At 64.0% G+C, this 19,694-nt stretch carries 21 protein-coding genes; 10 read left to right on the forward strand and 11 right to left on the reverse strand.

Annotation, left to right across the window (positions count from 1 at the left end):
- Positions 1–2 precede the first annotated feature (2 nt).
- On the forward strand, positions 3–1,343 hold the full coding sequence (locus tag ACGYK4_RS11775) for a S41 family peptidase (protein WP_067268037.1): 1,341 nt from the start codon (positions 3–5) through the stop codon (positions 1,341–1,343).
- Between the two features lie 85 nt (positions 1,344–1,428).
- Here ACGYK4_RS11775 and ACGYK4_RS11780 read toward each other — a convergent pair whose 3' ends face one another.
- The 4 genes from ACGYK4_RS11780 to ilvD form a co-directional block, all read right to left on the reverse strand.
- Entirely contained in the window at positions 1,429–1,803 is a 375-nt protein-coding gene (locus ACGYK4_RS11780) for a hypothetical protein (RefSeq protein WP_209216697.1), read from the reverse strand.
- 9 nt (positions 1,804–1,812) lie between these two features.
- Positions 1,813–2,586, reverse strand: coding sequence for a DUF6478 family protein (locus tag ACGYK4_RS11785; RefSeq protein WP_394456668.1), 774 nt, complete (start codon positions 2,584–2,586; stop codon positions 1,813–1,815).
- 118 nt (positions 2,587–2,704) lie between these two features.
- Positions 2,705–3,304 (reverse strand): hypothetical protein, encoded by a 600-nt coding sequence (locus ACGYK4_RS11790; RefSeq protein ID WP_394456670.1) that lies wholly within the window; start codon positions 3,302–3,304, stop codon positions 2,705–2,707.
- A complete protein-coding gene (gene ilvD / locus ACGYK4_RS11795; protein WP_394456672.1) occupies positions 3,285–5,051 on the reverse strand; it encodes a dihydroxy-acid dehydratase in 1,767 nt (588 codons plus the stop codon). The genes ACGYK4_RS11790 and ilvD overlap by 20 nt, the downstream gene beginning before the upstream one ends.
- A 210-nt stretch (positions 5,052–5,261) precedes the next feature.
- On the opposite strand from ilvD, the gene ACGYK4_RS11800 reads away from it, so the two are divergent.
- The 4 genes from ACGYK4_RS11800 (at position 5,262) to ACGYK4_RS11815 (ending at position 8,727) form a co-directional block, all read left to right on the forward strand.
- Entirely contained in the window at positions 5,262–6,161 is a 900-nt protein-coding gene (locus ACGYK4_RS11800; RefSeq protein WP_394456674.1) for a CPBP family intramembrane glutamic endopeptidase, read from the forward strand.
- Between the two features lie 56 nt (positions 6,162–6,217).
- Positions 6,218–7,177: an acetyl-CoA carboxylase, carboxyltransferase subunit beta gene (accD, locus tag ACGYK4_RS11805; RefSeq protein WP_271692530.1), complete on the forward strand. Its 960-nt coding sequence runs from the start codon at positions 6,218–6,220 to the stop codon at positions 7,175–7,177.
- On the forward strand, positions 7,174–8,445 hold the full coding sequence (locus ACGYK4_RS11810) for a bifunctional folylpolyglutamate synthase/dihydrofolate synthase (RefSeq protein ID WP_394429581.1): 1,272 nt from the start codon (positions 7,174–7,176) through the stop codon (positions 8,443–8,445). Before accD ends, ACGYK4_RS11810 begins: the two co-directional genes overlap by 4 nt.
- A gap of 96 nt (positions 8,446–8,541) precedes the next feature.
- On the forward strand, positions 8,542–8,727 hold the full coding sequence (locus tag ACGYK4_RS11815) for a hypothetical protein (RefSeq protein ID WP_271688452.1): 186 nt from the start codon (positions 8,542–8,544) through the stop codon (positions 8,725–8,727).
- Between the two features lie 18 nt (positions 8,728–8,745).
- On the opposite strand, the gene zapE is transcribed toward ACGYK4_RS11815, so the two are convergent.
- The 4 genes from zapE to ACGYK4_RS11835 all read right to left on the reverse strand — a co-directional run bounded on the left by zapE (position 8,746) and on the right by ACGYK4_RS11835 (position 14,130).
- Positions 8,746–9,804 carry a cell division protein ZapE gene (zapE, locus tag ACGYK4_RS11820; RefSeq protein ID WP_067261145.1) on the reverse strand — a complete coding sequence of 353 codons (1,059 nt, stop codon included), beginning with the start codon at positions 9,802–9,804 and terminating at the stop codon, positions 8,746–8,748.
- 230 nt (positions 9,805–10,034) lie between these two features.
- Positions 10,035–10,940, reverse strand: a complete 906-nt coding sequence (locus ACGYK4_RS11825; RefSeq protein ID WP_067261147.1) for a LysR family transcriptional regulator — start codon at positions 10,938–10,940, stop codon at positions 10,035–10,037.
- Between the two features lie 144 nt (positions 10,941–11,084).
- Positions 11,085–12,026, reverse strand: coding sequence for a zinc transporter ZntB (locus ACGYK4_RS11830; RefSeq protein WP_322328812.1), 942 nt, complete (start codon positions 12,024–12,026; stop codon positions 11,085–11,087).
- 76 nt (positions 12,027–12,102) lie between these two features.
- On the reverse strand, positions 12,103–14,130 hold the full coding sequence (locus ACGYK4_RS11835) for an FAD-dependent oxidoreductase (RefSeq protein ID WP_394429578.1): 2,028 nt from the start codon (positions 14,128–14,130) through the stop codon (positions 12,103–12,105).
- Between the two features lie 116 nt (positions 14,131–14,246).
- Between ACGYK4_RS11835 and ACGYK4_RS11840 the strand changes: the two genes are divergently transcribed.
- From ACGYK4_RS11840 to ACGYK4_RS11850, 3 genes are read left to right on the forward strand one after another with little or no spacing between them, the layout of a single operon-like run.
- On the forward strand, positions 14,247–14,720 hold the full coding sequence (locus ACGYK4_RS11840) for a GNAT family N-acetyltransferase (RefSeq protein ID WP_394429576.1): 474 nt from the start codon (positions 14,247–14,249) through the stop codon (positions 14,718–14,720).
- Positions 14,717–15,199: an RNA pyrophosphohydrolase gene (locus tag ACGYK4_RS11845; RefSeq protein WP_394429574.1), complete on the forward strand. Its 483-nt coding sequence runs from the start codon at positions 14,717–14,719 to the stop codon at positions 15,197–15,199. The genes ACGYK4_RS11840 and ACGYK4_RS11845 overlap by 4 nt, the downstream gene beginning before the upstream one ends.
- Positions 15,196–15,678: a hypothetical protein gene (locus ACGYK4_RS11850; RefSeq protein ID WP_394429572.1), complete on the forward strand. Its 483-nt coding sequence runs from the start codon at positions 15,196–15,198 to the stop codon at positions 15,676–15,678. Before ACGYK4_RS11845 ends, ACGYK4_RS11850 begins: the two co-directional genes overlap by 4 nt.
- A gap of 13 nt (positions 15,679–15,691) precedes the next feature.
- Here ACGYK4_RS11850 and ACGYK4_RS11855 read toward each other — a convergent pair whose 3' ends face one another.
- From ACGYK4_RS11855 to nth, 3 genes are read right to left on the reverse strand one after another with little or no spacing between them, the layout of a single operon-like run.
- Positions 15,692–16,285 (reverse strand): GNAT family N-acetyltransferase, encoded by a 594-nt coding sequence (locus ACGYK4_RS11855; RefSeq protein WP_394456676.1) that lies wholly within the window; start codon positions 16,283–16,285, stop codon positions 15,692–15,694.
- Positions 16,286–16,287: 2 nt separating this feature from the next.
- Positions 16,288–17,277, reverse strand: a complete 990-nt coding sequence (locus tag ACGYK4_RS11860) for an adenosine kinase (protein ID WP_394429568.1) — start codon at positions 17,275–17,277, stop codon at positions 16,288–16,290.
- Complete coding sequence (nth, locus tag ACGYK4_RS11865) at positions 17,274–17,918, reverse strand: endonuclease III (RefSeq protein ID WP_394429566.1); 645 nt, start codon at positions 17,916–17,918, stop codon at positions 17,274–17,276. The genes ACGYK4_RS11860 and nth overlap by 4 nt, the downstream gene beginning before the upstream one ends.
- A gap of 109 nt (positions 17,919–18,027) precedes the next feature.
- Here nth and ACGYK4_RS11870 point away from each other — a divergent pair, with 109 nt between their 5' ends.
- Both ACGYK4_RS11870 and ACGYK4_RS11875 read left to right on the forward strand, forming a co-directional pair.
- The gene (locus tag ACGYK4_RS11870) at positions 18,028–18,930 is read left to right on the forward strand and encodes a methylated-DNA--[protein]-cysteine S-methyltransferase (protein ID WP_394456678.1); all 903 of its coding nucleotides are present in this window, start codon (positions 18,028–18,030) and stop codon (positions 18,928–18,930) included.
- A 98-nt stretch (positions 18,931–19,028) separates the two neighbouring features.
- On the forward strand, positions 19,029–19,685 hold the full coding sequence (locus tag ACGYK4_RS11875; protein ID WP_394456680.1) for an OmpA family protein: 657 nt from the start codon (positions 19,029–19,031) through the stop codon (positions 19,683–19,685).
- Positions 19,686–19,694: the final 9 nt, after the last annotated feature.

Raw genomic sequence — 19,694 nt, forward strand, 5'->3', positions numbered from 1 at the left:
AGATGAAGAAATTCGTGATGGCAGCCGTTGCAGGCACGGTGGCGGGGGTGGTCGCCACCACTCAGATCGCCGGACCGCTGCTGGCGCAAGAGGCCGAGAAGACGACCAATGTTTACGAACAGCTTGATCTTTTCGGTGATATTTTCGAACGCATCCGCGCCCAATATGTCGAAGATGTTGATCCCGGCGACCTAATTGAAGCGGCCATCAACGGCATGCTCACCTCGCTTGATCCGCATTCGTCCTACCTGTCGCCGAAAGACGCCGAGAAGATGCGCGAACAGACGCGCGGTGAGTTTGGCGGCCTTGGCATTGAGGTCACCCAAGAAGAGGGTTTTGTCAAAGTCGTCTCGCCCATCGACGGCACGCCGGCTGCTGAGGCCGGGATCGAAGCGGGGGATTTCATCACCCATGTCGATGGCGAAAGCCTGCTGGGCCTCGGCCTCGACGACGCGGTTGAGATGATGCGCGGGCCGGTGGGGTCCGAGATCCTGATCACCGTGGTGCGGGAAGGGGAGCCTGAGCCCTTTGACGTCTCCATCGTGCGCGACACGATCCAATTGACCGCCGTGCGGGCCCGCACCGTGGGCGATACCGCCGTGCTGCGCCTGACCACCTTTAACGAGCAGACCTATCCGAAGATGAAGGAAGGGCTGGAGCAGCAGATCGAAGAGGCGGGCGGCATTGAGAATCTCAACGGCATCGTCATCGACATGCGCAACAACCCCGGTGGCCTGCTCAATCAGGCAATTGCCGTGTCAGATGCCTTTCTTGAGGAAGGCGAGATCGTCAGTACCCGGGGCCGCGACATCGAAGACGGCGACCGGGTGAACGCCACGCCGGGTGATCTGGCGATGGGCAAGCCGATCGTCGTGCTAATCAACGGCGGTTCGGCCTCGGCTTCCGAGATTGTCGCGGGCGCTTTGCAGGACCACCGCCGCGCCATCGTCATCGGCACCAAGAGCTTTGGCAAAGGCTCGGTCCAGACCGTGATGCCGCTGCGCGGGGACGGGGCCATGCGCCTGACCACGGCGCGTTACTACACGCCCTCGGGCCGGTCGATCCAAGCGCTTGGCGTATCGCCCGATATCGTCGTGGCCCAGCCTCCGGTCACGCCAGAGACCGAGGAAGACGACGACGCATTGTCGGCACGCCCCCTCCGCTCCGAAGCCGATCTGCGGGGCCGGTTGAACAATGACAGCCTGACCGACGATCAGATCAAACAGATCGAAGACGACCGCGAAAAGGCCCGCAAAGCGGCGGAGCTGCGCGAAGAGGATTACCAACTGGCCTATGCCATCGACATCCTCAAAGGTCTGTCGGCTCTGGGTCCGAACGAGTGATCTCTTTCACATAGATGCACAAAGCCCCGCTGGAGACGACAGCGGGGCTTTTTGTTGGGCGCAGCCCTGCGGGAGGGCATTTCGCTTATTCCGTCTCGCGGCAATGCCGCCGAAAGGCGCGTTTCAGCATGTCGAGTTCGGCGCGCAGCAGGTCCATCTCGGCCCGTATGTCATCGCCGAGCGCTTCATCCGCGATCAGGGTCACATGACCCAAGAGCGCCCCGCTGGCCTTTTCGGTGATGACGAGGGTCTGGACCCCATCGGCAATCGCCTCCGCCGGGACGGGGAAGGAAAGATACCAGCGCCCCTCGGACCCTTCGGCCTCTAACGTGATATCCGTCACCTCCTTGCCCTCATGGGTCACGCTGATCTGCGGCGTGTCTGCGCCCTCTTCGGCGGTTAGCACGCCCTGCCAGACGCCTTGGCGCAGCACGGTTTTGGTCAGGTCATATGGGCTCATCACGGGGTCCTAGATCTGGGCGCGGGGGGAGCGGGAAAAAGTGAGGTCGCGCAGCACGACTTGGTTCATCTCCGGCCCTTCAAAGATCAGGTCGACCCATGCCGCCTCGATCCGTTTTTCGTTGAGCTTGCTATAGGCCAGATCGAATTCGACGCTGATGTGTTCCTGACCGACAGGCAGTTCGCGGACGATCTGTTCGGTGTTCGGCCCGTGGCGGATGTTGAGCCGGGCAAAGATCTCTAGCGGGTGCTCCAATTCCACAATCGTGTCCATGCGGATCAGGTGACGGCGTTTCAATCCGGTGATCGCCTCGGGCGGCAGATCGACCACCAGCGACAGGAATGACCCGTCGAATTTGAACACGTCGAGTTGCAGGCTAAAGGGGGCCAGGTCGGCTTCGCGCAGGTTGCGCAATTGGCGCAGGGTCAGTTCCGACTGCGCGCAATCGTGGAACAGGGTCACCTCTTCGCCCAGTTTGGCTTTGGTCGCGACCGAGGACAGCCCCGGCGTGGCAAGCGGGCCGCGCCACAACTCGGGCCGCCATGCCCAATCGGCGTTATGTGGTTTCGGGAAGCCGCTGGCTCCGATGGCAGGCAGGGCAAGGCGGTCTTCGGCGCGGTGGATCAGCCGGTTCAGTTCTGCGCGCAGCAGCCGGGCGCGGCTGCGTTGGCGGCGCAGGGTGGCAGGGTCAGCCGTGGCCGCTTTGCGGGCCGCAACCGCCCAGCGTTGCAGCGCGCGGGCAAAGAGCTTGCCCTCAAGATAACCGCTGCGGAAGTTGACCATGGCCCTGCGCCTCTCGTTTGCTCGCAGTCTATGCAAGGCGGGGATTTCGTTCAAATGAATAGCCCCCGTGATTGTTTCCGGCCCCGCGCAGTGTTGCCGATTTGGAAACAAAGGTCGGTCAACTGCCGGGGGCGGTGGGCGTTGCGCTTTTGCTGCGGCTTTGCTGGATCAGCTCTGCCACCAGCGCGCGGCCCTCTTCGGAAATGGCGCGGCTTTGCGGCGCGCCATAGAGGGTGACGCTGGCCACATGGCCGCCGATCCGCGCCATGCCGCGCCAGTGGCGGGGCGACATGCCTTCGGCGGGCGCCGACCCTTGGGCGACAAAGATCGACGCGCCCTCGACGCTACCGGCCTCTTGCAACTGGCTCAGCCCTGCCGCTTCGGCCACCTGTTGCGGCGTGGGCAGGGGCGCGTCGGCCTCGGCTTCGATCAGCGCGAGGGTGAGAATGCCGCGCGGCGCGGCGCTGACCACATCAGGCAAGCCAAGCGCATCGCAACGTGCCATCAGCGCAAAGCGGGGTTTGAGGCTTTTGGGGTCGATACAATAGCCCTGCGGCGGCACCACCTGCACCGCGCCCCCGGCCAAAGCGGTTTGCAGCAGCGGTTTCTCGGGCGTGGCGGGCCTGCCGCCAAAGGAAAAACCCTGACCGCCTTCGCAGGCGGACAGGGTGAGCATCGCAAGCGCCGCAAGCGGGCTTTTAGAGGTCCATGTAATCATGGGTCTCCGCCTTGGCGCCGGGATGTGTTACCGCGCCAAGGTAGGTGGGGCCGACAAGTTTCGCGTATTTCCACAGCGCACCGCTTTCGTAGTTGGTGGCGCGCGGGCCAGCCCAAGCCTTGCGGCGCTCGGCCAGTTCCTCGTCCGACAGATCCACGGTGATGCTGCCCTTGACCGCGTCGAGGGTGATCATGTCGCCGTTCTTCAGCAGTGCGATGGGGCCGCCATGCGCCGCTTCGGGGCCGACGTGGCCAACGCAGAAACCGCGGGTCGCGCCCGAGAAGCGTCCGTCGGTGATCAGCGCCACCTTCTTGCCCATGCCCTGACCGGAAAGCGCGGCTGTAGTCGCCAGCATCTCGCGCATGCCGGGGCCGCCTGCGGGGCCTTCGTTTCGGATGACGAAAACATCGCCTTCCTTATAGGCGCGGTTTTGCACGGCTTCAAAGGCGTCCTGCTCGCATTCGAACACCAGCGCCGGGCCGGTGAAGACGATGTCGTCTTCGGACATGCCCGCGATTTTCACGATGGCGCCTTCGGGGGCGAGGTTGCCTTTCAGGCCCACAACGCCGCCGGTCTTGCTGATCGGATTGGCGACCGAGTGGATCACCTTGCCGTCGGCCTCGCGGTCGATGCGGTCCAACTCCTCGCCGATGGAACGGCCAGTGGCGGTCAGACAGTCGGTGTGCAAGAGGCCTGCCTTGCGCAGCTCCTTCATCACCACCGGCACGCCGCCCGCGTCGTAGAGGTCCTTGGCGACGTACTGACCGCCCGGCTTCATATCGACGAAATAGGGTGTGTCGCGGAAGATCTCGCAGACGTCTTCGAGGAAGAAATCGATCCCGGCCTCATGGGCCATGGCCGGAAGGTGCAGGCCCGCGTTGGTCGACCCGCCGGTGCAGGCCACGATGCGCGCGGCGTTCTCGAAGGCTTCGCGGGTGCAGATGTCGCGGGCGCGGATGTTCTTCTCGATCAGGTTCATCACCGCAGCGCCTGAGGCTTCGGCATAGGCGTCGCGGCTCTCGTAAGGGGCGGGCATGCCGGAGGAGTTTGGCAGCGCGAGGCCGATGGCTTCGGAGACGCAGGCCATGGTGTTGGCGGTAAACTGGCCGCCGCAGGCCCCGGCGGAGGGGCAGGCGACGCGTTCCAGCACATCGAGCGCGGCTTGCGACATGGAGCCGTTCTGGAAACGGCCCACGGCCTCGAACATGTCCTGCACAGTGAGATCGCGGGTGGCGAAATCTTCGGGAACGTCGGCGCCCGCAGGCGCCTTGCCCGGCAGGATCGACCCGCCGTAGAGGAAGACCGACGGCACGTTCAGCCGCAGCATCGCCATCATCATCCCCGGCAGCGACTTGTCGCAGCCCGCCAGCCCGACGATGGCGTCATAGCAATGGCCGCGCATGGTTAGTTCCACCGTGTCGGCAATCGCCTCACGCGAGGCCAGCGAAGAGCGCATGCCCTCGTGTCCCATGGCGATGCCATCGGTGACGGTGATGGTGGTGAACTCGCGCGGTGTGCCCTGTTCGGAATGCACGCCAACCTTCACCGCCTGCGCCTGACGGTTCAGCGCGATGTTACAGGGGGCGGCTTCGTTCCAGCAGGTGGCGACGCCCACCAGCGGCTGGTGAATCTCTTCTTCGGTCATGCCCATGGCATAGTAGTAGGACCGGTGCGGCGCGCGAGCCGGGCCTTCGGTCACGTGGCGGCTGGGCAGCCGGGATTTGTCGAAGCGGGGCGTGGTGGACATCGGTGGGCTCCTTGAAACGTCTTGAATGGAATAGAGGGGCAGGGGCGGTGCTGCAAGGCTTTGGCGCGTATGAGGCGGGGGAACTGTTGTATTGCAGCGTGTTAGGGCATAGGTTCTGACCTACTGGCGCGGTCGGTTCGGCCCGCCCGCAAGCGTGAAGGCCCGGCATATGCTCTGCAAGCACCACCCCCGATTTGAACGGCGCCGCTGATGAACTGGCGGCCCGACTATAGCGCCCACGCGGCCTTTGTCGCGCCCGCGCGCAGCACCTCGGCACTGTGGCGGTTTTTCTTGGGGCTGTTCGTGGCCGTGGTGGCCTATGTCGCGCTGAACGAGCTTTACTTTCAAATGGTCTATGGGCTGGCGGGATCGGCGGCCCCGTCGCTGCATGGCGATCTTCTGAAAGGGGCCACGCCGCAGGCGATGTATCTGCTGCTGTTCAGCTTTGGCACCATGGCGATGGCCGTCGCCGTGACCGTGCGGATCGTGCACCGGCGCAGCGCGGGGAGCCTTTTTGGCCTGCCGGGGCGGCTCTGGCCCAGTTTTCGCGCGGTTTCGGGGGCAATGTTGCTGCTGGGCGTCGCGCTTGCGGTCCTGCCGCCTTGGGACATGGGCGGTGAATTGACGCCGAACCTGCCCTTGAGCCGCTGGTTGCTGCTTTTGCCGCTGTCGCTGCTGGCCGTGTTGGTGCAGGTCAGCGCCGAAGAGATCGTCTTTCGCGGCTATGTGCAGCAGCAACTCGCGGCGCGGTTCAACGCGCCGCTGATCTGGATGGTGTTGCCGTCGGCGCTGTTCGCAGCGGGCCATTACCTGCCTGCGGAGGCGGGGGAAAATGCGCTGATGGTGGCGCTTTGGGCTGGGGTTTTCGGTATCCTGATGGCGGACCTCACCGCGCGCTCCGGCTCGCTTGGGCCCGCCATCGCGGTGCATCTGTGGAACAATGTCTCAGCCATTCTCATTGTCTCTCTGCCGGATGATCTTTCGGGGCTGGCGCTCTATCTGACGCCCTTTTCAATGGATGACGCGGCGGCGTTGCGTTCATGGCTGCCGGTTGATTTCGCCTTGATGCTGGTCTCATGGCTGGCGGCGCGGCTGGCGATACGCCGCTGATTGCAATTTCCCCATGCGGGGATTATCTGGGACGGAACCACAGCAGAGGCCTGCCAATGAACTGGATCACGAACTACGTCCGCCCGCGAATCAACTCGATCTTCTCGCGCCGCGAGACGCCGGACAATCTGTGGACCAAGTGTAACGAATGCGGCACCATGCTGTTTCACCGTGAGTTGGCGGACAATCTGAACGTCTGCACCAATTGCGGCCACCACATGCACATCAGCCCCCGCGCGCGTTTCAAGGCGCTGTTCGACGGTGGCATCTTTACCGAGGTGAAGGTTCCGGCGCCCACACCCGACCCGCTGCATTTCAAAGACCAGAAGCGCTATCCCGACCGGATGAAGGCCGCGCAAAAGCAGACCGGTGAGCATGAGGCGATGCTGGTCGTGACCGGCGATATTGGTCGCACGCCGATCGTCGCCTGCGCGCAGGACTTCTCTTTCATGGGCGGCTCCATGGGCATGTATGTCGGCAATGCGATCATTGCCGCCGCCGAGGAAGCCGTGAAGCTGAAGCGCCCGCTGGTGCTGTTCTCCGCCGCCGGTGGCGCGCGCATGCAGGAGGGTATCCTCAGCCTGATGCAGATGCCGCGCACCACCGTCGCCGTGCAGATGCTGAAAGAGGCGGGGCTTCCTTACATTGTCGTGCTGACCCATCCCACCACCGGGGGCGTCACCGCGTCCTACGCTATGCTAGGCGATGTGCAGATCGCCGAGCCGAACGCGCTGATCTGTTTTGCCGGACCGCGCGTGATCGAACAGACCATCCGTGAGAAACTGCCCGAAGGGTTCCAGCGGGCGGAATATCTGCTCGACCACGGGATGCTCGACCGGGTGACCAAACGGACCGAGATGCGCGATGAGTTGATCACCATCACCCGCATGCTAATGGGCCTGCCCCCTGTCGTGCGCGGCGACCTGCCCGCCCCCGAAGAGCTTGAGGTGGCCGAGGCCGCCGCCGCCGTTCAGGCCGCAGCAGATCTGCCCGCCGACACGCCAGAGAAGAAATGAGCACGCCTTCATCCGACGTCATCCTTGAACGGATGATGGCGCTGCACCCCAAGATCATCGACCTGACGCTCGACCGGATGTGGCGGCTGCTCGATGCCTTGGGCAATCCGCAGAACGACCTGCCGCCGGTGATCCATATTGCGGGCACCAATGGCAAAGGCTCGACCCAAGCGATGATCCGCGCCGGGTTGGAGGCGGCGGGAAAGATGGTGCACGCCTATACCTCGCCGCATTTGGCGCGGTTTCATGAGCGCATCCGGGTCGCGGGGGCGTTGATCTCGGAGCCCGATCTCGCCGCCGTGCTGGACGAATGCCATGCCGCCAATGGCGGCGAAGAGATCACCTATTTCGAGATCACGACCTGCGCTGCGATCCTCGCCTTTTCGCGGGTGCCTGCCGATTACACGCTGCTTGAGGTGGGGCTTGGCGGACGGCTTGATGCGACGAATGTGGTCGATCCCGCCTTGAGCGTGATCACCCCGGTGTCGGTTGATCATCAGCAATATCTGGGCGAAACACTGGCTGAGATCGCGGGCGAAAAGGCGGGTATCATCAAGCGGCTTGTCCCTTGCGTGGTCGGCAAGCAGGAAGAGCCCGCGCTTGAGGTGATCGAAGACCGCGCCGCGAAACTCGGGGCACCCCTCTTGGCCTATGGTCAGCAGTGGCATGTCGCGCCCGAAGCCGGGCGCATGGTCTATCAGGATGAGCGCGGCCTGCTTGATCTGCCGCGTCCCAATCTGCCCGGCGACCACCAGATCATGAACGCCGGGGCCGCGCTGGCCGCGCTGCGCCAGCTTGGCATTGACGCAGAGGCTTGCGAGGCTGCGGTGACGCAGGCGCAGTGGCCCGCACGGATGCAGCGGCTGTCAGACGGGCCGCTTGCCCGTATGGCGCCCGACGGCGAGTTGTGGCTCGACGGCGGCCATAACCCCGCGGCGGGGGCGGCATTGGCGGCCACGCTAGCGGCACTGCCGAAACGTCCGACGCATCTGATTTGCGGCATGTTGAACACCAAGGACATTGCCGGATACCTGCGCCCGCTGGCGGCAGAGGCTGCAAGCCTCACCGCCGTGTCGATCCCGGGCGAGGCGGCGACCCTGCCTGCCGAGGCGACGGCGAAAGTGGCGCGCGATGTAGGGTTCGAGACCGCAGAGGCCGAGACCGTCACCGCGGCGCTCAAGGCGATCATCGCCCGCGAACCCCATGCGCGTGTGCTGATCTGCGGCTCGCTCTACCTTGCCGGTAGCGTGTTGCGTGAAAACGTCTAATTAACCATATTCGGGTGTGCCGCTGCTGCGAGGTGCAGATGTGGTATATCCGTGGTCCACGGAAGTCTCCCCTTTCGAATTGACCGAGGTGTCCCCATGCGCAATTTCAGCCGGTCCGCGCGTCACGATCAGGACGATGCACGGAAATTTCAATTTATCTTCATGGCCGTAGGCCTCGCAATTATCGCGGGCGGCCTGTGGTGGCTTTATGAGGTCGAACGGCCTTACCACCCTTTCCTGCAGGGCAATGACCTGCATATGCAGCCGGTCAGTGATTCCTGAATGGTTGGCCGGGGGCGGTCAGCGCCCCCAGTCTTCGCCCTGCATCTCCCGCAGGCGGGAGGCTGTACGCTCGAATTCAAAGGTGCCTTCACCTTCGAGGTAGAGCATTTCCGGCGCGGCGGCGGCGGAGCAGATCAGCCGCACCTTCGCCTCGTAAAGCGCGTCGATCAGGGTGACGAAACGCTTCGCCTCGTTAAAATTCGACCGGCCAAGGGTGGGGATGTTGTCTAGCAGCAGCACGCGCACCGCCTGCGCCAGCGCGAGGTAATCCGCCGCGCCCAAAGGTTGGCCGCAGAGGGCGTGAAAACCGGCGCGGGCCATGCCGTTGTGATATTGCGGAATGGTCACTTCGCGGCCCTTGACGTGTAAAGTCAGCGGTTCGCCCTCGGCCCCTGCAAGATCGTCCCAGACCGCGTCCATCGCGGCGCGGCTTTCGGCGTTGACGGGGGTGAAATAGACCTGTGACCCTGCCAGCCGGTCTTGGCGGTAGTCGGTCGGGCTGGCCAATTCATGGACCACCATCCGCTCTTTGATGAGGTCGATGAAGGGCACGAAAACCTCGCGGTTGATGCCGTTTTTGTAGAGGTCATCAGGCAGGCGGTTCGAGGTGGTGACCACCACGACACCCGCGGCGAAGAGCGCTTCGAACAGGCGGCCTACGATCATCGCGTCGGTGATGTCGGTGATCTGCATCTCGTCGAAAGCGAGCAGGCGGACGCTTTCCGCCACGTCCCGGGCCACGGGCGCAATGGCGTCATCCACGCCGGTCTTGCGGACCTCATGCATGGCGTTGTGGATTTCCTGCATGAAGGCGTGGAAATGCACGCGCCGCGCAGGCACGTCTGGCAGATGCGCCACGAACATGTCCATCAGCATGGATTTGCCGCGCCCGACACCGCCCCAAAGATAAAGCCCCTTGGGCGGCTCTGGGGCTTTGCGGAAAAAGCTTTTCTTCGGCGGGTTGGCCAGCGCATCGCGGATGCGGTCGAACTCGGCCATGACGGTTTCTTGGGCCGGGTCGGCCTGTAGTTTGCCCTCGGCGACAAGCCGGGCGTAGGTTTCGCGCATGTTGCTCATGGCGGGAGAGATAGCGTGCTGGTGGGGGAGAGGAAAGGTGGTCTTGTGAGAGTGCCAGCGCCTGCCCGCGGGTCGGCGATCAGACGGTATGGCGTTGCCGCTTTATGGCTCAACCATGGTGCGCGTTCGCAAGTTCGTACCCAGCCTCGCCCAATCGCCTACCCGGGGGGCGGGCAGGCGATGGCCCGGCGCCTACGGCTTGATTCCGGGCCAGGTGGCAGTCGCGACTGTTACCAGTCCGCCGGCCCCTTCTCGGCAAACTCATGCACCAGAAAGTCGATGAACGCCCGCACTTTGGGCTGGGTGAACCGGCCCGGCGGATAGACGGCATAGATGCCCTGCGTCTCCAGCGGCAGATCGGGGATCGCGTCCTCGACCAGACCTTTCTCCATCGCCTCGGCGTAGAGGAAGCTTGGCAGATAGGCGATGCCCAGCCCCGAGATCGCGGCGTTCAAAAGGCTCTGCCCGTCATTGACCGAAAGCCAACCGGCGGTGCGCACCTGCCGTTTCTCGCCCGAGGGGGCGGTCAGTTTCCACACGTTGCCTGACGACTGGTTCGAGTAATGCAGCAGCTTGTGATTGTTCAGGTCGTCGATCTTTTCCGGCCGCCCGTATTGCTCGAAATACTTCGGGCTGGCGATCATGCGTTTGGTGGTCTCGGTCAATTTGCGCGCGCGCAGGGTGCTGTCTTCCAGCTCCCCGATCCGCACGGCCATGTCGAAGCCTTCCGAGATCAGCTCGACGTAGCGGTTGTTTAGCACCATGTTCACGGTGATATCGGGAAAATCCTGCAAGAACTCCGACAGGGCGGGCGAGAGATGGTTCACCCCAAAGTCCGTCGCGACCGAGATCCGCAGCAGCCCCGAAGGCGCCGATTGCATCGAGGTGACCAAGGCATCGGCCTCGCCCGCGTCGTTCAGCACCCGGCGGGCGCGGTCGTAGTAAGCAAGGCCAATCTCGGTGGGCGAGACGCGGCGGGTGGTGCGGTTCAGCAATCGTGCGCCCAAGCGCGCCTCAAGCGAGGAGACATGCTTTGAAACGGCGGATTTCGAGATCCCCATCTTCTTGGCAGCATCTGTAAAGCCGCCTTGATCCACCACAGTGGCAAACGCTTCCATTTCCGTAAGGCGGTCCATTGCCTGTCCCTTCGCATTGATCTTGTTGCGGTCAGGTATGGGCGGCAATTCGGGCAGGATCGGGGCGGAGGCAAGACAGTCCCGTGGTCTTTGCGGGGATCGTTCATGGCATGGAAACGGCAGAACAATCCGTTTCCCCGCCTGTCACAGCCAGCGCAGCCATTTCAGCACGGCCAGCATGATGGCGGCAAGGCCGACCATGGCAAGGCAAAGGATCGCGAAGGCATGCGGATCGTCCACGCCCGGCATCCCTCCCACGTTCACGCCGAAAAGTCCCGTCAGGAACCCTAGCGGCAAGAAGACCGCGGCGGCGATGGAGAGCATGTAGCTGTGCCGCGCCTGTCGTTGCGCGACCTGGTTGTCGTGTTCATCCTGCACCGTGACGATGCGTTCCTGCAGCGCGTCCAATTCCTCGACCACGATGGCGGTGCGGTTGGCCAGTTCGCGCAGCTTCATCGCGTCCACGTCCGGCACCAGCGGCAGGTCCAGTGTGGCCAGCCGCTCCAGCGCGTGGCGCTGCGGGGCAAGGTAGCGCTCCAGTCGGATCGCGCTGCGGCGGGTCACCGGCAGTTCCTTCGGCGGCGGTGTGCTGTGGTCCTCCAGATCGGCCTCGTAGAAGGCCGTCCGATCCGCCAGCCGCGCCACTTCGACCTGCACCCGCGCGGTCAGCCGAGACACCAGCGCCTCGACAAAGGCCGAAGGCCGGGGTGGCGCGTTGTTCTCGGCAGCCAGCGCGCGCAGCTCATCTATGGCAAAGACCCGGCGCATCCGCACGGTGATTACCACCGCATCCGTCACCCACATCCGGACCGAGACCATCTGGTCGGCCTGCTGACCCTCGTTGAGGTTGATGCCCCGCAAGTTCAGGATCAGCCCGTCGTCATATTCGTCACAGCGCGGGCGGGTTTCGGGCTGTAGCAACGCACCCGCCGGGATCTCGGGCAGATGTTCGGCCAGCCACGGTGCCAGCGCAGGATCGGCCATGTCGTAGTGCCACCAGCGGTAGCGCCCCGGCCCGGTGAGGTTGTCGTCGGAGGGCACCTGCGCGGTGCCGTCCTCATAGATGTCGAAGACGCAAAGGGGCATGAAAACCTTGGATCGTTTTGGCAATCCTGCGGCGATCTAGGGCGGGGCGCAAGGGGGCCAAGCGCCCGCCCCTCGCTTACAGCCCGGCGGCCAGTCTGGTGCCTTGGTTGATGGCGCGTTTCGCGTCCAGTTCCGCCGCCACATCCGCGCCGCCGATCACATGGCAGGTCTGTCCCCGCGCCTCCAGTGCGTCAGCGAGGCTGCGCTCGGACAATTGCCCGGCGCAGAGCACGATGGTGTCGGCCTCGATCAGCGTCGGGTTCTCGCGCGCTTCGCCAAAAGAGATATGCAGGCCCGCATCGTCGATCTGCTCGTAATTCACGCCCGCGATCATCTTCACGTCGCGCATGGTGAGCGAAGCGCGGTGAATCCAGCCCGTGGTCTTGCCCAAACCCTTGCCGGGCTTGCTGGTTTTGCGTTGCAGCATGGTGATCTGGCGCGCGGGCGCCGGGGGCTGCGGGCCTTCGGGGGCGAGGCCGCTGCGGTGTTCGCCCGGATCCGTGACGCCCCATTCGCGCATCCATTCGGGCAGGTTCATTGTGCTGCTCTCGCCATCGTGGACCAGATGTTCCGACACGTCGAAGCCGATCCCGCCCGCACCGATCACCGCGACCCGCTGGCCGACCTTCGCAGTGCCGTTCAGCACGTCGATGTAGCTCACTACGTTGTCGCGGTTCTGGCCGGGAATCTCCGGGTCGCGCGGCACGACGCCGGTGGCGATGATGACCTCGTCGAAGCCTGAGAGCGCCTCGCTCGTGGCTTCGGTCTCAAGCTGCACGGTCACGCCGTGCACGTCCAGCATGGTGCGGTACCAATCGACGAGGCCCCAGAACTCCTCCTTCCCCGCGACTTGTTTGGCGAGGTTGAGTTGCCCGCCGATTTCGGGGGCGCGGTCCATGAGCGTCACCTTGTGGCCCCGCTCCGCCGCCGTGATGGCCGCCGAGAGACCGGCGGGCCCCGCGCCGACAACGGCAATTGTTTTTGGGCTTGCGGCGGGGTCGATACGCAATTCCGTCTCGTAGCAAGCGCGCGGGTTCACGAGGCAGGTGGAGATCTTGCCGCCGAAAGTATGGTCGAGGCAGGCTTGGTTGCAGGCGATGCAGGGGGCGATCTGGTCGGCCTGACCGGCCTTCGCCTTGGCGAGGAAATCGGCATCGGCCAGCATCGGGCGAGCGAGGCTCACCATGTCGGCGCAGCCCGTCGCAAGCACCTCCTCGGCAACCTCGGGCGTGTTGATCCGGTTCGAGGTGATAAGCGGGATGCCCACCTTGCCCATCAGCTTTTTCGTGACCCATGCAAAGGCCGCGCGTGGCACCGAGGTGGCGATCGTGGGGATGCGCGCCTCGTGCCAGCCGATGCCGGTGTTGATGATGTTGGCGCCCGCCTTCTCGACCTCCTGCGCCAATTGCACGACCTCTTCGAAGGTCGATCCGTTGGGGATGAGGTCGATCATCGACAGGCGGTAGATCAGGATGAAATCCTTGCCCACCGTCTCGCGCACGCGGCGCACGACTTCCAGCGGCAGGCGCATCCGGTTCTCGTAGGAACCGCCCCAGCGGTCTTCGCGCTTGTTGGTATGGGTGACGAGGAACTGGTTCAGGAAATAGCCCTCGGAGCCCATGATCTCGACCCCGTCATAGCCGGCCTCGCGGGCGCGCAGGGCGCAGGCGGCGATGTCGCTGATCTGTTTCTCGATGCCTTCCTCGTCCAACGCCTTGGGCGCGAACATCGAGATCGGGGATTTCACTGCGCTCGGGGCCACGCATTCAGGCGTGAAGGCATAGCGGCCCGCGTGCAGGATCTGCATGGCGATCTTGCCGCCCGCCTCATGCACCCGCTGGGTGATGATGCTGTGGTTGTCCACGTCCTTCTGGCTGACCATCATCGCCGCGCCATGGGCCACCGCGCCTTCGCGGTTCGGCCCGATGCCGCCCGTGACCATCAGCCCCACATCGCCCCGCGCCCGTGCCGCATAGAACTCCGCCACGCGGTTCCAGTCGCCGGTTTCCTCTAGCCCGGTGTGCATCGACCCCATCAGCAAACGGTTCTTCAGCGTGGTAAAACCAAGGTCGAGCGGGGCAAGCAGGTGGGGATAGTCGGACATGGCTTTACCTTTCTGGGTGGGCTGGGTCACTGTGACACCATCGGAAACGGCAGGGCAAGTCACGCGAAACGCCGCGTCATCTGCCCGGCTCACGGCAGGTCAAGACGGGGTGCGGGATGGCGCGGGCAGAGGTGGCGTTGCGTGATGCGGCGATGGCGGATCATGACGCTTTGGGGCGGGTGATGTTCGACGCGATCCACCATGGCGCAAGCGCCTATAGCGCGGCGGAGCGTGCCGCGTGGCTCCCCGCTCCACCACGGGGGCCGCAGTGGACGGCCAAATTGGGCGGGCAGCAGGTGGTGCTGGCCGAACGGGCGGGGCAGGTGATCGGTTTCATGACGTGGGAGCGGGGCTATATCGATCTGGCCTTCATCGCCGCGGCGGCGCAGGGGCAGGGTGTCTTTCGCGCGCTTTATGGGCGGGTCGAACAGGCAGCGGTCGCCGCAGGCGAGAGCCGGTTGCACACCCATGCCAGCGTGATGGCGCGGGCCGCCTTTGAGGCTATGGGCTTTCGTGTTATCGCGGCAGAGCGCGTCGCACGGTCGGGTGAATATCTGGACCGCTTTGAAATGGAGAAGATACTGACATGACCCCCGAAGAGATTGCCAAACTGCCCTACCGCCCTTGCGTCGGCGTGATGCTGGTGAATGCCGAGGGCGAGGTCTTTGTCGGCCAGCGGCGCGACCGGGATCAGGACGCTTGGCAGATGCCCCAAGGCGGGGTCGACAAGGGCGAGGCTGCGCGCGATGCGGCCCTGCGCGAGTTGGAGGAAGAGACCGGCATCCCCCGCGATCTGGTGCGGATCGAAGCCGAGACTTCCCGTTGGCTGCCCTATGATTTGCCCCATGAACTGGTGCCCAACATCTGGAAGGGCCGCTACCGGGGGCAGGAACAGAAATGGTTCCTCATGCGTTTTCTGGGGCAGGACGATCAGGTCAACATCCAGACGGCTGAGCCTGAATTCTCGGAATGGCGCTGGATGCCCGCAGATCAACTGGTCGCGAATATCGTGCCGTTCAAACGTGCGGTCTATGCGGCGGTTCTTGAAGAGTTTGAGGAGAAGTTATGACACGGATCATCGCCTGCGCCCTCGCCACTTTGGCCCCGCTGCCCGCGCTTGCGCTCAGTTGCCTGCCCCATTCGGTCGAGGCGACCTATCAACGCGCGGCCAAAGCCGAGGAAAGCTATGTCGTGGTGCAGGGGCGTCTGACCTTGGATGCCAGCGCCCTGCCGAAGGGTGGCACCATCGGGATCAACCCGCCCGAAAAGACGCCGATCCGGGCGCAGATCAGCGGCAAGGCGCTATCCGAAGGAGGCTTTGACGTGCCCTTTGACCAGCCCTTGATGCTCAACGTTCAGTGTTTCGGCCCTTGGTGCGGCTCTGCCGAAGAGGGGGATGTTCTGGCCTTTCTCGAACGCAAACCGGACGGGGCCTATGCGCTGGAAAGCAACCCCTGCGGGGGCGATCTTTTCGGCTCTCCGAAGCCTGCCATGGTGGATAAGGTGATCGCCTGTTTCCAAGGGGCGGAGTGCACGCCGGTTCGGTGATCCGGCGGCAGTCTTATGCCTCGATAAGCGGCACTTGCGGTGCGGCATCGCGGGGCAGCAGCCCTGTGAGACGCGGATCATCGTCGATCTCGACCTGACGGCGCACTGGGATGAAACCTGACCGCACATAAAAGCCAAGCGCCTGTGGGCTGTCGTTGGTGCAGGTATGCAGGTGCAGCCGGTTGATTGGCTTTTCCCATGCCAGCGTGATCGCTTGGTTCATCAGATACCGCCCCGAACCGCTGCCGATCAGCGCAGAGGTCAGCCCGAAATAGGCCAGCTCGCAGCTGCCATCTTCGGGGAAGTTCAACTCAAGCAGCGCCTCGTCCTTGCCATCGCGGGTCAGCGTATAAAAGTCCCGCGCCGGGTCTTGCAGCAGCGCGGAGAGGGCCGCGTCATCCAGTTTGAGCCGCCCGTACCAGAGCCAATCCATCCCGACACGCCGGAAAATGTCCCGAAACCAGTCGGGCGTCGGTGTGACCTTCCGAAAGGTGACACCCTCGGGCACGGGCACCTCCCGCAGGCTGGGTTTGGCGTCCATCTCAAGATGGGTCACCACCACGGCGAGTTTGCCGGGCGGGACATCCTGAAAACCGTTCTCGATCATGGTCAGACCAGCCCTTCGGCCTTGAACAGGGCCATGATGTCAGTCTGGGGGCGGGGGCCGATGTGGCGGATCACTTCGCCCGCGCAGATGTTGCCCATGCGGCCACAGGTCTCAAGATCGCGGCCCGTGGCAAGACCATAGAGGAAGCCCGCCGCGAATTGATCGCCCGCGCCCGTGGCATCCACCGGCACGACCTTTTCGACCGGCACGTCGATCCGTTCCGCGCCTCGGACCAGCGTGACCCCATCGCCTGAACGGGTGCAGACCACCAGCGGGCAAATCTCGGCGGTTTTGGCCAGTGCGGCTTCGGTGTCGTCGGTTTCCCAAAGGGCGCGAATCTCGGCCTCATTGCCGATGACATAGCCCAGATCGTTTTCGATCAGCGCGAGGAAGTCGTCGCGGTGGCGCTCCACGCAGAAGGGGTCGGAGATGGCGATGCCCGCCATGCCGCCGCCCGCCGTCGCGGCCCGCGCGGCCTCGCGAAAGGCGGTTTTGCCCGCCTCGTGGTCAAAGAGGTAGCCTTCGAGGAACATCAGCTTGGCCTTCTCCGTCACCGCCTGCGGCACATCGGCCGAGGTCAGCCCGGTTGAGATGCCGAGGTAGGTGTTCAGCGACCGCTCCCCATCGGGGGTGACGAAGATCATGCAACGCGAGGTTGGGTTCTCGCCCTCGGCCACGGGGGCGTTGACGAAATCGATCCCGATATCGGTCATCGCCTTGGCATAGAACTGGCCCAGCTCATCATCGCGCACCCGCCCGATAAAAGCGGTCTTGAGGCCCAGCGCGCCCGCGCCCGCGACGGTATTGGCGACCGAGCCGCCCGGCGTCTGCACCCGGTCTTGCATCGCGGCATAGAGGTCTTCGGCGCGGTCACGCTCGATCAACTGCATGATGCCTTTCTCGATGCCGTTGTCGGCAAGGAAATTGTCATCGGCATGGGAGATCACGTCGACGACGGCGTTGCCGATGCCAACCACTTCGTATTGGGTCATTCTGTCTTGTCCTCGTATTGGCACAGGTCACGGATGATGCAGGTGCGGCACAGGGGTTTGCGGGCTTTACAGTGATAGCGGCCATGCAGGATCAGCCAGTGATGGGCATGGCGCTGGAAATCGGCGGGAATGTTGTCTTCAATGGCGCGCTCGACCGCGTCGACCGTCTTGCCCGGTGCGATCCCGGTGCGGTTGCCAACGCGGAAGATATGCGTGTCCACCGCCTGCGCGGGCTGGCCCCACCACATATTGAGCACGACATTCGCAGTCTTGCGCCCCACCCCCGGCAGCGATTGCAGCGCAGCGCGGGAGTTCGGCACCTCGCCGTCGTAATCGTCGACGAGGATTTGGCTGAGCTTGATGACGTTCTTGGCCTTCTGACGGTAGAGGCCGATGGTCTTGATATGTTCAATTAGCCCCTCAAGCCCGAGATCGAGCATTTTTTGCGGCGTGTCGGCAATCTTGAACAACTCGCGCGTGGCTTTGTTGACGCCCGCATCGGTCGATTGCGCGCTCAGCGCGACCGCCACGACGAGCGTATAGACGTTCACATGTTCCAACTCGCCCTCGGGCTCAGGCTCTGCCTGTTGGAAACGTGCGAAAATCTCGCGGATGGTATGATAATCAAGTTGGCGCGCCATGGCTCCGGGTATGCGATGAATGGCGCGGCAGGGCAAGCGGGGGCGGGTTGCGATACATTGGCGCAAGAAACGGGTCGCACGGGGGCAGGGGCGCGGCTAATCTGATGGCATGACACAGATCGCACAGCTCTCTCCCGCGCCCGAAGATCAGGGGTACCACTATCAGGTGATGCGCCGCGCCATCGCCCTGATTGACGAGGCCGAGGACCCCAAGCAACTCGATTGGATCGCGGGCGAGATGGGCATGTCCGCCGCGCATTTCCAGCGGCTGTTCTCACGCTGGGTGGGGGTCTCGCCGAAGCGATACCAGCAGTATCTGATGCTGGATCAGGCCAAAGTCATGCTGCGCGACCGTTTCACCACGCTGGCGGCGGCGCATGAATTGGGGCTGTCGGGCAGCGGGCGGTTGCATGACCTTTTCCTGCGCTGGGAGGCGATGAGCCCCGGTGAGTTCGCCCGCAAGGGCGCGGGGCTGACGATCTACTGGGGTTGGTTCGACAGCCCCTTCGGCCCGACACTGGTGATGGGCACCGACAAGGGCATCTGCGGGCTCGCGCTGTCGTCGGAAGTGGGGGAGGATGCGGCGATGACGGATCTTTGCAGCCGCTGGCCGCTCGCCGATTTCGTGGAGGCCCCCGCGCGGTTGCAGGCATGGGTCGACGCCGCCTTTGGGCGGCGGAAGGACCCCGAGGCGAAAGCGCCGCTCTACCTCATCGGTGCGCCCTTTCAAATCAAGGTCTGGGAGGCGCTGCTGAGCATCCCTTCGGGGCAGGTGACCACCTATACCGAAATCGCACAGAGCATCGGCAGCCCCCGTGCCGTGCGTGCCGTGGGCACAGCAGTAGGGCGCAATCCGGTGAGTTGGCTGATCCCCTGTCACCGGGCGCTGCGCAAAAGCGGGGGCTTGGGCGGCTACCACTGGGGGCTGCCGGTGAAACGCGCAATGCTCGCCTTCGAGGCGGCACGGGCAGAGGCGCAAACAGCCCCCTCTGGGCGGGTTTCTGCCGAATAGCGGTTATATGTAATGTTTTTGGGAACTTTGCGTGCCTATATTGCGTTCACGTCAAGATGCCCCGCCCGAACGGGGCCGCAAACATGAAGGCAGTAGACATGATTTCTTCGAAGATGACTTTGGCCGCCGCTCTGGCCGGCGTGATGACACTGGGTGCCTGTACGCAGCCGATGCAGCCGGGCAATGGCGATCCCAACCAACGGACCAAGAATGGCGCTTTGATCGGTGCGGGCGTCGGGGCCCTTGCCGGTGCGATTTCCGAAGGTGACGGCAAAGGCGCGCTGAAAGGCGCTTTGATCGGCGGCACGATCGGCGCGGGCGTCGGCTATTCGCTCGATAAGCAAGAGGCAGAGTTGCGCGCCGCGATGGACAGCCGCGTGGTGATCACCAACACCGGCGACCGTCTGATCGTGACCCTGCCGCAAGACATCCTCTTTGCGACCGACAGCACCAGCGTATCGCCCGCCCTGCGTGACGATCTGGCCGCGCTGGCGCAGAACGTGAACATCTATCAGAACTCCACCCTGCAAGTCGTGGGCCACACCGACAGCGATGGCGAAGCGGCCTATAACCAGCAGCTTTCCGAGCGTCGCGCGCAGGCCGTGGGCAACATCCTTCTGTCCAACGGTGTGCCGCAGCAGCGTTTGCAGACATTCGGTCGTGGGGAAAGCCAGCCTGTGGCAAGCAACCTGAGCGCCGCTGGCAAAGCGCAAAACCGCCGGGTCGAGATCGTGATCCTGCCCAACGCGCGCTAAACCGCACGT

Source organism: Sulfitobacter sp. 1A13368, from assembly GCF_043557275.1.
Lineage (GTDB): Bacteria > Pseudomonadota > Alphaproteobacteria > Rhodobacterales > Rhodobacteraceae > Sulfitobacter > Sulfitobacter faviae.

Bases quoted from the DNA above. Each gene is read 5' to 3' on its own strand.
- ACGYK4_RS11775 (WP_067268037.1), top strand. From the start codon at position 3: ATGAAGAAATTCGTGATGGCAGCCGTTGCAGGCACGGTGGCGGGGGTG.
- ACGYK4_RS11780 (WP_209216697.1), bottom strand. From the start codon at position 1,803: ATGAGCCCATATGACCTGACCAAAACCGTGCTGCGCCAAGGCGTCTGG.
- ACGYK4_RS11785 (WP_394456668.1), bottom strand. From the start codon at position 2,586: ATGGTCAACTTCCGCAGCGGTTATCTTGAGGGCAAGCTCTTTGCCCGC.
- ACGYK4_RS11790 (WP_394456670.1), bottom strand. From the start codon at position 3,304: ATGATTACATGGACCTCTAAAAGCCCGCTTGCGGCGCTTGCGATGCTC.
- ilvD (WP_394456672.1), bottom strand. From the start codon at position 5,051: ATGTCCACCACGCCCCGCTTCGACAAATCCCGGCTGCCCAGCCGCCAC.
- ACGYK4_RS11800 (WP_394456674.1), top strand. From the start codon at position 5,262: ATGAACTGGCGGCCCGACTATAGCGCCCACGCGGCCTTTGTCGCGCCC.
- accD (WP_271692530.1), top strand. From the start codon at position 6,218: ATGAACTGGATCACGAACTACGTCCGCCCGCGAATCAACTCGATCTTC.
- ACGYK4_RS11810 (WP_394429581.1), top strand. From the start codon at position 7,174: ATGAGCACGCCTTCATCCGACGTCATCCTTGAACGGATGATGGCGCTG.
- ACGYK4_RS11815 (WP_271688452.1), top strand. From the start codon at position 8,542: ATGCGCAATTTCAGCCGGTCCGCGCGTCACGATCAGGACGATGCACGG.
- zapE (WP_067261145.1), bottom strand. From the start codon at position 9,804: ATGAGCAACATGCGCGAAACCTACGCCCGGCTTGTCGCCGAGGGCAAA.
- ACGYK4_RS11825 (WP_067261147.1), bottom strand. From the start codon at position 10,940: ATGGACCGCCTTACGGAAATGGAAGCGTTTGCCACTGTGGTGGATCAA.
- ACGYK4_RS11830 (WP_322328812.1), bottom strand. From the start codon at position 12,026: ATGCCCCTTTGCGTCTTCGACATCTATGAGGACGGCACCGCGCAGGTG.
- ACGYK4_RS11835 (WP_394429578.1), bottom strand. From the start codon at position 14,130: ATGTCCGACTATCCCCACCTGCTTGCCCCGCTCGACCTTGGTTTTACC.
- ACGYK4_RS11840 (WP_394429576.1), top strand. From the start codon at position 14,247: ATGGCGCGGGCAGAGGTGGCGTTGCGTGATGCGGCGATGGCGGATCAT.
- ACGYK4_RS11845 (WP_394429574.1), top strand. From the start codon at position 14,717: ATGACCCCCGAAGAGATTGCCAAACTGCCCTACCGCCCTTGCGTCGGC.
- ACGYK4_RS11850 (WP_394429572.1), top strand. From the start codon at position 15,196: ATGACACGGATCATCGCCTGCGCCCTCGCCACTTTGGCCCCGCTGCCC.
- ACGYK4_RS11855 (WP_394456676.1), bottom strand. From the start codon at position 16,285: ATGATCGAGAACGGTTTTCAGGATGTCCCGCCCGGCAAACTCGCCGTG.
- ACGYK4_RS11860 (WP_394429568.1), bottom strand. From the start codon at position 17,277: ATGACCCAATACGAAGTGGTTGGCATCGGCAACGCCGTCGTCGACGTG.
- nth (WP_394429566.1), bottom strand. From the start codon at position 17,918: ATGGCGCGCCAACTTGATTATCATACCATCCGCGAGATTTTCGCACGT.
- ACGYK4_RS11870 (WP_394456678.1), top strand. From the start codon at position 18,028: ATGACACAGATCGCACAGCTCTCTCCCGCGCCCGAAGATCAGGGGTAC.
- ACGYK4_RS11875 (WP_394456680.1), top strand. From the start codon at position 19,029: ATGATTTCTTCGAAGATGACTTTGGCCGCCGCTCTGGCCGGCGTGATG.